We start from the raw sequence: 12,847 nt of genomic DNA, 5'->3' as shown, positions 1-12,847 counted from the left end.
GACACTTGCAAATCCACGAGAGGGCGAGGAATGCGCAATGGATTTTGGTACGGAATTTCGGCCGCTGACGACGCAGCCGCAGGAAATCGAACAAAAGAGTTTTGCGATCATCGAAGAGGAACTTGGACCCCATCCGTTTACCGACGAACAATTCAAGGTGGTGCAGCGCGTCATTCACGCGTCTGCAGACTTCGAGCTCGGCCGCAGCCTCGTCTTTCATAAAGACGCGGTGCAATCAGGCATGGCGGCGATTCGTCAAGGCGAGCCCATCGTCGCCGATGTGCAGATGGTTCAATCTGGTATCAGCAAACCGAGAATTGCCAAGTACGGCGGCGATGTCCACGTCTACATCTCGGACGCCGACGTGGCACAAGCGGCGAAGCAAGAAGGGACGACGCGGGCTATCATTTCGGTTCGCAAGGCGGTGAATGCGCATCCGAACGCGATTTTCGCGATTGGCAACGCGCCCACCGCGCTGCTCGAGTTAATTCGCCTGGTGAAAGAGGGGGTTGCGAAACCCAGTCTCATCGTCGGGGTGCCGGTCGGATTCGTGTCTGCGGCGGAGTCGAAGGAAGAGCTGATGAAGCTTGACGTTCCGTTTATCGCAAATCACGGACGAAAGGGTGGCAGCCCCGTCGCCGTGGCCATCGTCAACGCCATCTCGCTATTGGCGGACGCCGAGGGTCGGTGACCGGCCGTGGGTGAGATGCTGGAGGTGCCAAACGGACCACTTCGGCGTGGCTACACGACAGGTGCGTGTGCGACAGCGTGCACAAAGGGTGCGCTCCTGTCACTCATTCGGCAGGAACCTGTGAGGACTTCGAGGATTTTTATCCCTGCGGGAGAGTGGGTCGACTTCCAGTTGCAGGACGTCGCCGTGACTGTGGACGCCGCGTCGGCGACGACCATCAAGGACGGCGGTGACGATCCCGACGCCACCCACGGCGCCCGCATCGTCTCCACCGTCTCGTGGCTGGACGCACCGGACGTGGTCATCGATGGCGGCGTCGGCGTCGGCCGGGTGACGAAACCAGGGTTGCCCATCCCCGTCGGGATGGCCGCCATCAATCCGGTCCCGCGCAAGATGATTCAGGAAGCGGTGGAGGAGGTTTTGGCCGAGTACGGCGTCTCGCGTGGTGTGAAGGTCGTCATCTCGGTGCCAGACGGCGAGCGCATCGCCAAAAAGACGCTCAACGAGCGCCTCGGGATTCTCGGGGGCATCTCCATTCTCGGTACGCGTGGCATCGTCGTGCCGTTTTCCACCGCGTCGTACAAAGCCAGTATTGCGTACGCGATGAACGTCGCGAAGGAGCAAGGCATTCGCACGCTCGTCCTCACAACCGGCGGACGCAGCGAGAAGTACGCGATGAAGATGTTCTCCGAGCTTCCCGTCGAGGCGTTTGTGGAGATGGGCGACTTTGTCGGGTTTTCTGCCAAACACGCCAAGCGCACGGGGATGACGGAACTTCGATTCGTCGGGATGATGGGCAAATTCTCGAAGGTCGCACAAGGCATCATGATGGTGCATGCGAAGAGTGCCCCCATCGATTTTGGCTTTCTCGAGTCCATCGCCGCAGACGTCGGCGTTCCCGACCAGCTTCGCTCGCAGATTCTCGATGCGAACACGGCGAGCCAAGTGGGGGACTGGATGCTCGAGTGGGGGTACACGACGTTTTTTGAACGCCTGGCACATGCGTGCTGCGCCCATGTCCTCGCACACATCGGCGGGGGCATGCGCATTTCCACCGACTTGACCACGTTAAATGGAGACTATTTAGGAGGCGCCTACATTGACGGATAAAAGAGTGGTTGTCATCGGCGTCGGGGATGACGGGGTGCGGGGACTCTCCACGGAGGTGCGCGCCGTCCTTTCGTCCCGGGACGTTTTGTACGGGAGTGATCGGCAACTTTCGTTCTTCCCAGATTTCCCCGGTGAGAAGCGAGTGTTCACATCGCCGCTTCAGGCCGTGATCGAAGACATAAAAAGAGAGGCAGACAAGCGGTTGGTGGCGGTTCTCGCGAGCGGAGATCCGCTGTTTTACGGGATCGGATCTACGCTCGTGAAGCGGCTTGGCAGTGAGCAGGTGCACATCTATCCGCACCTGAGCTCGATTCAACTCGCCTTTGCGAGAGCAGGACTCGGCTGGCAAGACGCGCGAATCATCAGTCTGCACGGGCGCGATATTGCCGGATTTGCGCAGAGATTGCACGGTGCGGCGCTTGCGGCGGTACTCACGGACGAGGTCAACACGCCAGGGGCCATCGCGAATTACCTGCTCGCGTACCAAATGACCGAGTACGACGCGTTCGTCGCGGAGCACCTTTGTGGAGACGAGGAACGGACAGGATGGTACGCGTTGGGTGAACTGCGCGAGCGGTCCTTTGCGCCCTTGAACGTGCTGATTTTACATCGCCGCCCTGACGCCTGCGCGCCCGCTTTTACGCTGGGGATGGAGGATAGTGAATTCTCGCAGCGCAAGCCGGATAGAGGTCTGATTACGAAGCGGGAAGTCCGCGTACAGAGCCTCGCGGAACTGCGCCTGAACAAAGGCGACGTGTTGTGGGACATCGGTGCGTGCACGGGTTCCGTCTCGATTGAGGCCATTTTGTCGACGCCCGAACTGCGCGTGTTTGCGGTGGAGAAGAACGAAGGCGACCTGATCAACTTGCGTGAAAATCAGGTGAAGTTCCGCACGGACTTCGTGGCCATCCACGCAAAAGCACCGGCTGGGCTCGACGCGTTCCCAGATCCCGATGCCGTGTTCATCGGTGGCAGTGGCGGCGAACTAGGAGAGTTACTTCGCAATTGTGCGAGTCGGTTGCGCGAGGGTGGGCGGATCGTCGTGAATGCGGCGACGATTGAGAACCTGTACGAAGCCCATCAGACACTTGGGGCCCTGGGCTTCAACGTATCGGTCACGCTCATTCAGAGCGCTAGGAGCAAACCCATCTTAAACTTGACGAGATTTGAGGGAATGAATCCCGTGTATTTGGTCACCGGCTGGCGGATGGACGCGAAGGAGGATGGGCACAGTGGCGACTGAAACAGGCACGCTCTACGGTGTCGGAGTGGGGCCGGGAGATCCTGAGTTGATTACGGTCAAAGCGTTTCGGTTGATGCAGACCTCGCCGGTCATCGCGTACCCGAACAAGCGCAAGGGCGCAAAGAGCTACGCACTGGAGATTGTGGAACTGTATGTCGATGCGGCGGAAAAGAAAATGCTCGGCCTCGTCTTTCCGATGACGAGAGACGAGGATGTGCTGCAGGCGTCGTGGCGAAAGACCGTCGACTCCGTCTGGGCCCACCTGGCACAGGGGGAAGACGTGGTCTTCGTCACCGAGGGTGATCCGATGCTCTACAGTACGTTTATCCACATGAGCCGCCTCGTCAAATCCCTTCATCCGGAAGCAAAGGTGATCTCCGTACCGGGTATCTCTTCGGTCAACGCTGCAGCGAATACCCTAGGTATCCCCCTGGCTGACGGGGACGAGGTGGTGGCCATCGTCCCTGCGCAGGACGACCGCCAGGGTATGCGCGATGCACTGTTGCGCCACGACTGCGTGGTGTTCCTGAAGGTCGCGAAAGTGCTCGACACCATGATTGAGTTGCTCGACGAACTCGGACTCACGGACAAAGCGATGGTCTGCACGAAAGTGACTTCGTCCAACGAGCGCGTCTGGCACGACGTCCGCGATTTGAAAGGCGCACAACTCAACTATTTAACGTTGATGGTGGTGAGAAAATGAGGCTCGAAGCAAAGGTCTACATCGTCGGGGCCGGCCCAGGAGATCCGGAGCTCATCACGGTGAAAGGAATGCGCATTCTCGAGCAGGCAGATGTCGTCATCTACACCGACAGCCTGGTTCGTGAAGAGTTGCTTCAGTATTGTCGGCCAGGGACGCAGGTGTACAGGAGTGCAGGCATGACGCTGGAGGAGATTGTCGAGTCGATGGCGGCCCACGTGCGCATGGGACACAGCGTCGCGCGCGTGCATACGGGAGACCCGGCCGTATTTGGCGCCATCCTCGAACAGATTGGGCTATTGCGGCGCGCGAACATCCCGTACGAAGTGGTACCTGGCGTCAGCTCCGTGTTTGCAGCTGCTGCTGTACTGGGGGCAGAGCTGACCGTGCCCGAGTTGACCCAGACGGTCATTCTTACGCGCGTCGGTGGGCGGACACCCGTACCAGAGGGCGAGCAACTACGCGATCTCGCCCGTCACCACGCAACCATGGCGCTCTATCTGAGCGCGACGCTGGCTAAGAAGGCGGTCGACGAGCTGCTCGCCGCTGACTGGTCCCCTGACACGCCCGTAGCGGTGGTGCAGAAGGCGACGTGGCCCGACCAGAAGGTAATTCGCACCACGCTGTCAGGGCTCGTTCGCGCCATGGGCGACGCACACGTTTCGACGCACGCCATGATTTTGGCTGGCTGGGCGCTGGACCCCGACATCGCACTAGAGGACGGGCACCGCTCCAGACTGTACGACAAAACGTTTACCCATCGCTTTCGAAGGGGCGTGGCCAATCATGACTAAAGCGAACGCGGTGGTCGCTATCACCAAACACGGAACGGCGATTGCGAGGCGTCTACAGGAACGGATGCCAGATGTGGACGTGTACTATCCGGAGAAGTTTGCTAAAGGCGACGAACACGCGCGGGGGATTACCGCCTTTTCGGGCTCCGTCGTGGCACACGTGCCGTCCCTGTTCAGGACGTACTCCGGGCTCATTGGCATCTTTTCACTTGGTGCGATGGTGCGCCTCATCGCACCGTTGCTCAAGGATAAGAAGACGGACCCGGGTGTGGTCGTCATCGATGATCGGGCGGAGAACGTCATCAGCGTCTTGTCTGGCCACCTGGGTGGCGCCAACGACTTGACGCGCGAGGTCGCGAAGGCGCTCGGCGCCAGGCCCATCATCACGACGGCGTCGGACGTCGGCCAAACCCTGGCAGTGGACCTACTTGGCCGCGCGTATGGCTGGGAGATTGCAAACTTTGACAAGGTTACGCAGGTGAGCGCAGCAGTCGTCAACGAAGAGCGCGTCCACATCGTTCAGGAGGCGGGCGAGCGCGACTGGTGGACCTATGATCAGCCGATGCCAAGCCATTTGCGCCGGTTTGACAACATGGCGGATGCGATGAAGGAGCCGTTTGACGCCGCGCTCGTCATTACGCCGCGGCTGTTGTCGGCAGAGGAGGCGGCGGCCTTTCTCGAAAACGGCGTGTTATACCGGCCAAAGGTCATTGTGCTTGGGATTGGCTGCAACCGCGGGACGTCGGAGAGAGAAATCGAAGACGTCGTCGATGCGACACTTCGTGCGGCGAACCTGTCGCCTCAGAGCGTCCGGAACGTTGCCACCATCGACGTAAAGGGGGATGAGCCAGGGCTCATCGCATTCTGTGAGAAGAATGGCTTGCCCTTGGTCACCTATCCGGCCGAGGAACTCAACGCGGTGGAGATTCCCAACCCTTCCGAGACGGTCTACAAGTTCGTCGGCGCCTATGGCGTGAGCGAACCGGCTGCCCGCCTGTCCTCCGGGGCGACGGAGTGGGTCGTCGAAAAGGTGAGATCGGGGAACGTGACCGTGTCGGTTTGTCTCACGCCGGACTCCGCCAAGCCCGTTTTAGGGGTGTCTCGATAATGCGGCCGCGAATTGTGATTGCAGGCGCGAGCAGCGGAACGGGCAAAACGACCGTCACCCTTGGAATCATGGCGGCATTGAGGCGGCGCGAATTGCGTGTACAGGGGTTTAAGGTGGGACCGGATTATATTGACCCAAGCTATCACACAGCGTTAACTGGCCGCCCCTCGCGCAACCTCGACACATGGATGATGGCGAAAGACATCGTGCGAGAAGTGTTTGATCGCGGCAGTCGCGACGCCGACATCTCGGTGATAGAAGGTGTGATGGGGCTGTATGACGGGAAGGATCCGCTGTCGAACGCAGGCAGCACCGCTGAGGTCAGCACCTTGTTGAACGCGCCGGTCATCCTGGTCGTCAACGTTTCCAGTATGGCGCGAAGTGCGGCCGCCGTGGTCCTTGGCTTCCAGCGGCTTGACCCAGGCGTCAATCTGGCGGGTATCATCGTCAACCGCGTGGGTAGCAAGGGGCACTATGAGATGGTGAAGGCGGCGATTGAGCAGGAGTGCAACGTCCCGGTCGTCGGCTACCTCTTGCGGCAGGACGCCATCGACATCCCGGCCCGTCACCTTGGACTGGTGCCTGCCATCGAGCGCGGCGAAATGGCGCCTCTGTTCGATGCGCTAGCGACAACCGCTGAGCAATCGATCGACATCGACAGGATTTTACAGTTGGCTGAGGCGCATGCGCAGTGGAACCCGCCACAACCGTCACTTTTTGTCGGGCAGCCTCGGACACCGTGTGCAAAACTCGCCGTCGCCCGCGATAGTGCGTTTAATTTCTACTATCCCGAGAACCTGGAACTGATTGAGTGGTATGGGGGAAGGATTGTATACTTTCGCCCGTTGGACGGAGAACCAGTGCCCGATGACGCGGATGGGCTCTATGTTGGCGGAGGATTTCCGGAGGAGTTTGCCGGTCGTCTCAGTGAACATGGCGAAGTCTTGGCCAGTGTTCTACGGGCCGTGTCCGCCGGCATGCCTGTGTTTGCGGAATGCGGTGGATTTATGTTTCTCACGAGCGCTCTCGCGGATAGAGCCGGCACACAGCACCGAATGGTTGGAGCCATCCCGGCGACCGTACAAATGCAAACCAAACGAGTGGCACTTGGCTATCGCGAGGTCACCGCGATCGAGGATAATCTTCTGCTCTGTAAAGGGGAAACGGCGCGCGGTCACGAGTTCCATTACTCGACGACGGCGTTTGCGGCAAAAGACTGGCCATTCGCGTACGTGACCAAGGGCCTACGCGGCGTCAAAGAGGAAGGGTACGCGATGGGCAATGTACTCGCTGGGTATACGCACCTGCACTTCGCATCGAATCCAAAGATGGTCGAGCGACTGCTACAGGCTTGTTGCAGGTACCGGGAGCGCCGCGAGGAACTTGTGGCGCCGGATGGAACAGGCGAGATCGGATGATTGGTACCAAGTAGGAACGCACCTGGTGATGCACTTTGGTACTTACGAAATGGTTCTCCGTCGACGACGAGAACGCCGTGTGGAGGGATGTTCATGGATATTACCGCTGAAGAATCATTTGGCATTGCGACAAAACGACAGGTATTAGCCCAGATTGTCGTGTGTTCCGGCTGTTGTTGTGGTCGTACAGACAAGGGGAAGCCAGAGATTCCAGTGGACTGGCTCAAACAGACGTGGAAGGAGAGGCGGTTGCAAAAACACGTCCAGCTGACCATCAGCGGATGCCTTGGTCCATGTGACATTGTCAATGTGGTGAGTATGATCACCGGCGAGGGGCAGCGGTGGTTTGGTGGCATCGAGGGCGCTGAACCATTTCGCTGGCTAGTCGAATGGGCGCAGGAAACGGCCGACCTCGGTGAATCCGCAGAGCTGCCTGCCGAACTTCTCCAGTATGAATTTCAAAGATTCGTCTAGACCGCTGCTTTGAACAAGGCGGTACGCCGCGATGTAGGAACCGTATGCCGTTTGCTAGAGGATGAGGGGGTGGCCGTGATGCGGCTGATTCTTCTGCGTCATGGTGAAACCGACTGGAATAAGGGCGCGAGACTACAGGGTGGAAAACCTACATCGTTAAATGAAACAGGCATTTCTCAGGTGAGGAGCGCTTGTGTGGCGCTTCGACGGGAATTCGAAGGCAGGATTGCCGCCATTGTGACGAGCCCACTCCTGCGTGCCATCCAATCTGCAGAGATCTGCGCAGAACATTTCCACATGCCGTTCGTGGTCCTGAACGATTTGCGGGAAAGGTCATTTGGGGAACTTGAGGGGAGAACCAAAGATGACATTCGCCGAGATTACGATATCGACGACGTGGAACTCGTCGCCACGAACGCATTCGGAATAGAACAGGAAGACGACGTGCTGTTGCGCGTCAAACGCGCCATGGATACTCTTCGCGCGCGTTTTGCAGGCCAAACCGTATTGGCCATCACGCACGGGAGTGTCATCCGATTGGCAGCTAAGAGCCACAATCTCAGCATTGGCATCATTCCGAACGGCTCCTATATCGACCTCGTGGTGGAGTGATAGGGGCGGCTGTGGGCGTCCAACCATCCGGGCACCGAGCCGTCCGTGCCGGCAGCTGGTCAAAAAATGTCACCCAGTCCATGGAGTAGCGCCTGACAGACTGGGTGACATTTTTCCATATGGGACCTTACAGTACCTTTGACAAGAACTCCTTCGCCCTGTCGGTTTTTGGGTTCGTAAAGAATTCCTGCGGGCCAGCAACTTCCACAAGCGATCCGCCGTCCAAGAAGCAAATCCTGTCCGCCACGTTGCGCGCAAATCCCATCTCGTGTGTCACGATGACCATCGTGATGCCGGTGTGGGCCAGGTCCTGAATCACCTGCAAGACCTCCTTGACCATCTCCGGGTCAAGTGCTGACGTCGGCTCATCAAATAACATGATCTCTGGTTTCATCGCGAGTGCACGCGCGATGGCCACGCGTTGTTTCTGCCCACCGGACAACGTCGCTGGGTAAGCGTCTGCCTTCTGTGCGAGTCCCACCTGGCTCAACAGCCGCACCGCTTCTTGCTTGGCGGTGCCCTTATCGAGACCCTTTACTTTCGTCGGCGCATAGATCATGTTTTCCATGACGGTCATATGTGGAAACAGGTTGAAGTGCTGAAAGACCATCCCCATATTTTCCCGGATTTTTACGACGTTTGTGCCTTTTGCCGTAATGTCCGTACCGTCGATGTACACATGTCCCTCTGTGGGGACCTCGAGCAGGTTTAAACAGCGAAGCAATGTGGATTTGCCGGAGCCCGACGGCCCAATGAGCGCCACAACTTCGCCCTTCTCGATTTCGAGAGAGACGTCCTTGAGGACGTTCAACTTCCCAAATGACTTGTTGAGGTGGTCGATTTTAATCACTCTTGCGCAGCCTCCTCTCCAAGCGTAAGCCGAGCCAAGTCAAGAACATGACGATGACGTAGTAGATGGCGGCAATCAAGATCAGCGGTTCGAAGTAGCGGTACGTATTCGACATCGTAATTTCCGCTCGGCGCATCAAGTCGTTCGCCGTGATCACGGACACCAGGGACGAGTCCTTGAGCAGCGCGATACTTTCGTTGACGAGTGCGGGCAAGATATTTTTCACGGCCTGCGGCAAGATGATATCCCGCATCATCTTGCGGTACGGCACGCCAAGTGACAGCGCTGCATCCCGTTGCCCCGCTGGCACCGCAAGGATTCCCGCACGGATGACCTCAGACACGTAGGCAGCCGAGTTTAATGAAAATGTAATGACGCCTGCCTGTAGCGCCGGGATATCGTAGCCGGTCAGTTGTGGTACCGCGAAATACGCCAGGCTGACCTGGACCAGTAGCGGGGTTCCTCGGAACACCGACGTGTACGCGATGCCGAACCAGCGCAACGGTGCAAACTTCGAAACTTTTATAATGGACAAGAGCGTCCCTAGAATAAATCCAAACACGGTGGACATCACTGTGAATTCGAGTGTGACCACGACGCCCTTCAGGATAAACATTGGGTCAATCTGGCTAAAATCCAAGCCCATTACAGGGTCACCCCTTTGCTAAGGAGCCCACTCACTGCGTGCCACCGAACCACTTGTTGGCCAGTTGCTGGAGCTGTCCGTCCTGCTTCATTTTTTCGATCGCCGTGTCGAACTTTTTCGTCCACGGTGATCCTTTGGGGAACGCAATCGCGGAGCCGTTCTCCGTCATGCCAGCGATCTTGTTCAGTTGCAATTGCGGATTGCTCTTGACGTACCCTGTCGCAACGGTATTCTCAATCACCGCTGCATCGGCGCGGTTGGAAAGGACCTCCTGTACGACCGTCGGGATGGTGTCGAGCGAATCCAATTTTACATTTGGAATCGACTGTGCTGCAGTTTCCTGAACCGATCCCAACTGCACCGCGACTTTCTCACCTGACAAGTCGTTCATCGTCTTCACCGTGTGGCCCTTCTTCGTCAGCACGACGTTTTCCGCTTGATAGTAGACGTCGGAGAAATCCACGGCCTTCTTCCGAGCTGCCGTCGGGGTCATTCCCGCGATGACGAAGTCCGCCCGCTTCGCCTGAAGCGCCGCAATCAGCCCGTCAAAGTCCATATCCTCAATCTGCACCTTAAAGTGCAACTGTTTCGCGATGGCGTTCGCCACGTCGATGTCAAAGCCGACGATTTTGTCTTGTCCACTCGAAGTATCGTGGTACTCATAAGGTTTATAATCGGCCGAAGTCGCCAACACGAGCGTCGGTTCCGAACTCGAACTACTTGTCGCCGTATTGCTGTTCGTGCTGGACGTCCCACATCCGGTCACGGCAGTCATCAAAGCAACAGCTGTCGCTGCTGCACACACTTTCATCAACTTTTGCATCGCAAGTTCCCCCTTGTATATGTCCAATGTTTATGTGTATAAAAACTCTATGTAATGTATATATATGCAAATCGATTCCGTGTCTAGTGGAAATTGTGACTAAAACTGTATTCCTAATTATTTGTGTTTTCTGACTTCAATACCAGGACAGCGGATGGCGGTTGCTCCACACAGTTGACAGCCCGCCGCAAACGCGTCGAAGCAAGCGGGTGGCCCGCTCGTTTCGGGGTTCGCAAAGCGCCCCGCCCCCCAACACGTGCGTGGCCTAGGCCCTGTTTGATGGGGCGGATCGGCAATTGCTTCTGTCTGGCTCAGTGACCTTCCATCATCCGTCGTATCGTGGTCTCCGATAGGCCTAAATCCCGTTGCAAGATCCGCATGGTGTCTCCTCCGACGACAGACGGGCCCGTTGAGGAGATCTCTGGACGTGCGTGCTCAAATCGAGGGAACACGTTGGTCATTCGCACGGGGCCCAGTTCCGTATCAGCTACGGTGGTGATCGACTTTCGGGCTTGGACTTGCGGATTTGTCAGCATACTGTCCACCGTCTCGAGGGGACCTACCGCGCAACCGAGACTAGACAGTTCATCGATAGCACTCGCCCGATCGCGCCGTTCACACCAGTTGGAAATGAGTGCATCGAGTTCCTCGGCGTGTGCGACTCGGTCCAAGTTGGTCGCAAATCGTTCGTCGTTCACCAGCGCTTCGCCGCCAACCGCACGTAACACCCGTTGTGCAATCGGCTGCGTACTGCCAGAGAGTGCAATCCACAGGCCATCCCTACACTGATACGCGCCTCTTGGGGCGGTGTCCTCAAGTTGATTGCCATTGCGCTTGTGGAGCGTTCCGTTCTGGTCGTATTCGATGATTTGAAGTTCGATCACTTTCATGAGCGCTTCGTAAATGGCGAGATCGATAACCTCTCCGTCCCCGGTTTTCTCTCGTCTGTGAAGTGCTGCGAGTACGGCATTGGACCCCAAGTAGCCGGCGATGACATCGGCGAGCGGGAATGCCGGAAGTAAAGGGGGCTTGTCGGGGAATCCGGTGACCGAGGCCACACCGGTCATCGCCTCAGCCAAGGTTCCAAATCCGGGCCTATCTCGGTACGGGCCGTCTTGACCGTACGCGGTGACGCGCAACAGGATGAGCGATGGGTTGGCGCGGAGTAAGATATCGGGTCCCAAATTCCACTTTTCCAGCGTCCCCGGTCGAAAGTTCTCAACGACCACATCGAATGTCTTCACCCACTCTGTCACGAGCTCTTGGACCTGGGGATGATGTAAATCGAGAGCCACGCTCTGTTTGTTTCGGCTTAGTGACTTCCAATACAGACCCTGGCCTTCTTTTTGCGCGCCAAATTTGCGAACAAAGTCGCCCGTTCCTGGGCGCTCGAGCTTCACCACCTCGGCTCCGTAATCCGCAAGTAGAGAGGCGGCTGTAGGGGCGGCAATCATCGTCGACATGTCGAGTACGCGAAGGTCGCGGAGGAGAGATGTCACGCTGTCACCTCCTGGGCTTCGTAGCGCTCGATGATTTGTCGCGCCCGTTTGACGACGGGCTCATCGATGAGGAACCCCTCCATTTGGACGGCGCCTTGCCCCTGTATTTTGGCGATGATGGCGTTCGCTTGTTCGTACTCTTCCTTTGACACCCTGTACACGCTGTTGACAACGTCGATTTGCGAAGGATGAATGACGTGCTTCCCTTGAAAACCGAGCCGTTTGCCAATCATCGCATCCCGTCTGAGCCCCTCGGCATCGGTGAACTGCATGTACACGGAGTCCCACGGGGCCTTCAAGCCAAGTTTGCGCGACACGAGTGCGAGTTTCTCGCGGAGTCCGATGAGCAAAGGGGGGGTTTGCTGCACAATGTCGCTCCAGGAGGCGCCGAGATCGGCAGATAAATCGGCCATTCCGATGGTAGCGCTGTCGATGCGAGGGCACGACGAAAGGATTGGTTCCATGTCGACCAGCGCCTTCGCTGTTTCCAGGATGAGAATGAGTTTCATTTGATTCTCTACGAGTCCGTGGCTTGTCTCTAACCCTACCAGGAATTCATCGAGCAAGTGGAGGTCGCGTTCAGCCTTTGGGACGATGATGCCGTCTGGCCGGATTTTGACCACTTCCACCAAATCATCCTGCCAAAACGCCGTGTGAAGGCCATTGATGCGAACGTAAAGCTTCTGCTTTGGATTCCGGTGTTTGGGGATGAGCTCAGACAGTGACGCGCGCGCTCTTCGCTTGTGCTCGGCGTGAATCGCGTCTTCCAAATCGATCACGATACCAGAACAGGGGAGCGAACTGGCCTTTTCAAATTTCCGTTCGTCATTGGCAGGAACGAAGAGCAACGACGACATGGGCAAACACCTCCAAAGGAAG

General features: G+C 57.6%; 14 protein-coding genes. 9 read left to right on the top strand and 5 right to left on the bottom strand.

Annotated elements, in window-relative coordinates:
• Positions 1-37: 37 nt before the first annotated feature.
• From NZD89_RS26660 to NZD89_RS26620, 9 genes are all read left to right on the top strand, one after another.
• The gene (locus tag NZD89_RS26660; RefSeq protein ID WP_268005654.1) at positions 38-691 is read left to right on the top strand and encodes a precorrin-8X methylmutase; all 654 of its coding nucleotides are present in this window, start codon (positions 38-40) and stop codon (positions 689-691) included.
• A gap of 15 nt (positions 692-706) precedes the next feature.
• Complete coding sequence (locus tag NZD89_RS26655; RefSeq protein ID WP_268008630.1) at positions 707-1,801, top strand: cobalt-precorrin-5B (C(1))-methyltransferase; 1,095 nt, start codon at positions 707-709, stop codon at positions 1,799-1,801.
• The gene (gene cbiE, locus NZD89_RS26650) at positions 1,791-3,044 is read left to right on the top strand and encodes a precorrin-6y C5,15-methyltransferase (decarboxylating) subunit CbiE (protein ID WP_268005653.1); all 1,254 of its coding nucleotides are present in this window, start codon (positions 1,791-1,793) and stop codon (positions 3,042-3,044) included. Before NZD89_RS26655 ends, cbiE begins: the two co-directional genes overlap by 11 nt.
• Entirely contained in the window at positions 3,025-3,747 is a 723-nt protein-coding gene (gene cobI, locus NZD89_RS26645; protein WP_268005652.1) for a precorrin-2 C(20)-methyltransferase, read from the top strand. Before cbiE ends, cobI begins: the two co-directional genes overlap by 20 nt.
• Positions 3,744-4,538: a precorrin-4 C(11)-methyltransferase gene (cobM, locus tag NZD89_RS26640; RefSeq protein WP_268005651.1), complete on the top strand. Its 795-nt coding sequence runs from the start codon at positions 3,744-3,746 to the stop codon at positions 4,536-4,538. Before cobI ends, cobM begins: the two co-directional genes overlap by 4 nt.
• Positions 4,531-5,646 carry a cobalt-precorrin 5A hydrolase gene (locus NZD89_RS26635; RefSeq protein WP_268005650.1) on the top strand — a complete coding sequence of 372 codons (1,116 nt, stop codon included), beginning with the start codon at positions 4,531-4,533 and terminating at the stop codon, positions 5,644-5,646. The genes cobM and NZD89_RS26635 overlap by 8 nt, the downstream gene beginning before the upstream one ends.
• Positions 5,646-7,064, top strand: coding sequence for a cobyrinic acid a,c-diamide synthase CobB (locus NZD89_RS26630; protein ID WP_268005649.1), 1,419 nt, complete (start codon positions 5,646-5,648; stop codon positions 7,062-7,064). The genes NZD89_RS26635 and NZD89_RS26630 overlap by 1 nt, the downstream gene beginning before the upstream one ends.
• A 93-nt stretch (positions 7,065-7,157) precedes the next feature.
• Complete coding sequence (locus NZD89_RS26625; protein ID WP_268005648.1) at positions 7,158-7,538, top strand: (2Fe-2S) ferredoxin domain-containing protein; 381 nt, start codon at positions 7,158-7,160, stop codon at positions 7,536-7,538.
• A gap of 78 nt (positions 7,539-7,616) precedes the next feature.
• Positions 7,617-8,150, top strand: coding sequence for a histidine phosphatase family protein (locus NZD89_RS26620; RefSeq protein ID WP_268005647.1), 534 nt, complete (start codon positions 7,617-7,619; stop codon positions 8,148-8,150).
• A gap of 127 nt (positions 8,151-8,277) precedes the next feature.
• On the opposite strand, the gene NZD89_RS26615 is transcribed toward NZD89_RS26620, so the two are convergent.
• The 5 genes from NZD89_RS26615 to NZD89_RS26595 form a co-directional block, all read right to left on the bottom strand.
• On the bottom strand, positions 8,278-9,000 hold the full coding sequence (locus NZD89_RS26615; protein WP_268005646.1) for an amino acid ABC transporter ATP-binding protein: 723 nt from the start codon (positions 8,998-9,000) through the stop codon (positions 8,278-8,280).
• Positions 8,993-9,646, bottom strand: a complete 654-nt coding sequence (locus NZD89_RS26610) for an amino acid ABC transporter permease (protein ID WP_268005645.1) — start codon at positions 9,644-9,646, stop codon at positions 8,993-8,995. Before NZD89_RS26610 ends, NZD89_RS26615 begins: the two co-directional genes overlap by 8 nt.
• A 31-nt stretch (positions 9,647-9,677) precedes the next feature.
• The gene (locus NZD89_RS26605; RefSeq protein WP_268005644.1) at positions 9,678-10,469 is read right to left on the bottom strand and encodes a transporter substrate-binding domain-containing protein; all 792 of its coding nucleotides are present in this window, start codon (positions 10,467-10,469) and stop codon (positions 9,678-9,680) included.
• A 311-nt stretch (positions 10,470-10,780) separates the two neighbouring features.
• Positions 10,781-11,968: a CaiB/BaiF CoA transferase family protein gene (locus NZD89_RS26600; protein ID WP_268005643.1), complete on the bottom strand. Its 1,188-nt coding sequence runs from the start codon at positions 11,966-11,968 to the stop codon at positions 10,781-10,783.
• On the bottom strand, positions 11,965-12,825 hold the full coding sequence (locus tag NZD89_RS26595; RefSeq protein ID WP_268005642.1) for an HpcH/HpaI aldolase/citrate lyase family protein: 861 nt from the start codon (positions 12,823-12,825) through the stop codon (positions 11,965-11,967). The genes NZD89_RS26600 and NZD89_RS26595 overlap by 4 nt, the downstream gene beginning before the upstream one ends.
• Between the last annotated feature and the right edge of the window lie 22 nt (positions 12,826-12,847).

Source organism: Alicyclobacillus fastidiosus, assembly GCF_026651875.1.
Classification (GTDB): Bacteria; Bacillota; Bacilli; order Alicyclobacillales; family Alicyclobacillaceae; genus Alicyclobacillus; species Alicyclobacillus fastidiosus.
Note: the sequence above shows the minus strand (reverse complement) of the source record. Positions and strands in the feature narration are given on the sequence as shown.

Bases quoted from the DNA above. Each gene is read 5' to 3' on its own strand.
- NZD89_RS26660 (WP_268005654.1), top strand. From the start codon at position 38: ATGGATTTTGGTACGGAATTTCGGCCGCTGACGACGCAGCCGCAGGAA.
- NZD89_RS26655 (WP_268008630.1), top strand. From the start codon at position 707: ATGCTGGAGGTGCCAAACGGACCACTTCGGCGTGGCTACACGACAGGT.
- cobI (WP_268005652.1), top strand. From the start codon at position 3,025: ATGGGCACAGTGGCGACTGAAACAGGCACGCTCTACGGTGTCGGAGTG.
- cobM (WP_268005651.1), top strand. From the start codon at position 3,744: ATGAGGCTCGAAGCAAAGGTCTACATCGTCGGGGCCGGCCCAGGAGAT.
- NZD89_RS26635 (WP_268005650.1), top strand. From the start codon at position 4,531: ATGACTAAAGCGAACGCGGTGGTCGCTATCACCAAACACGGAACGGCG.
- NZD89_RS26630 (WP_268005649.1), top strand. From the start codon at position 5,646: ATGCGGCCGCGAATTGTGATTGCAGGCGCGAGCAGCGGAACGGGCAAA.
- NZD89_RS26625 (WP_268005648.1), top strand. From the start codon at position 7,158: ATGGATATTACCGCTGAAGAATCATTTGGCATTGCGACAAAACGACAG.
- NZD89_RS26620 (WP_268005647.1), top strand. From the start codon at position 7,617: ATGCGGCTGATTCTTCTGCGTCATGGTGAAACCGACTGGAATAAGGGC.
- NZD89_RS26610 (WP_268005645.1), bottom strand. From the start codon at position 9,646: ATGGGCTTGGATTTTAGCCAGATTGACCCAATGTTTATCCTGAAGGGC.
- NZD89_RS26605 (WP_268005644.1), bottom strand. From the start codon at position 10,469: ATGCAAAAGTTGATGAAAGTGTGTGCAGCAGCGACAGCTGTTGCTTTG.
- NZD89_RS26595 (WP_268005642.1), bottom strand. From the start codon at position 12,825: ATGTCGTCGTTGCTCTTCGTTCCTGCCAATGACGAACGGAAATTTGAA.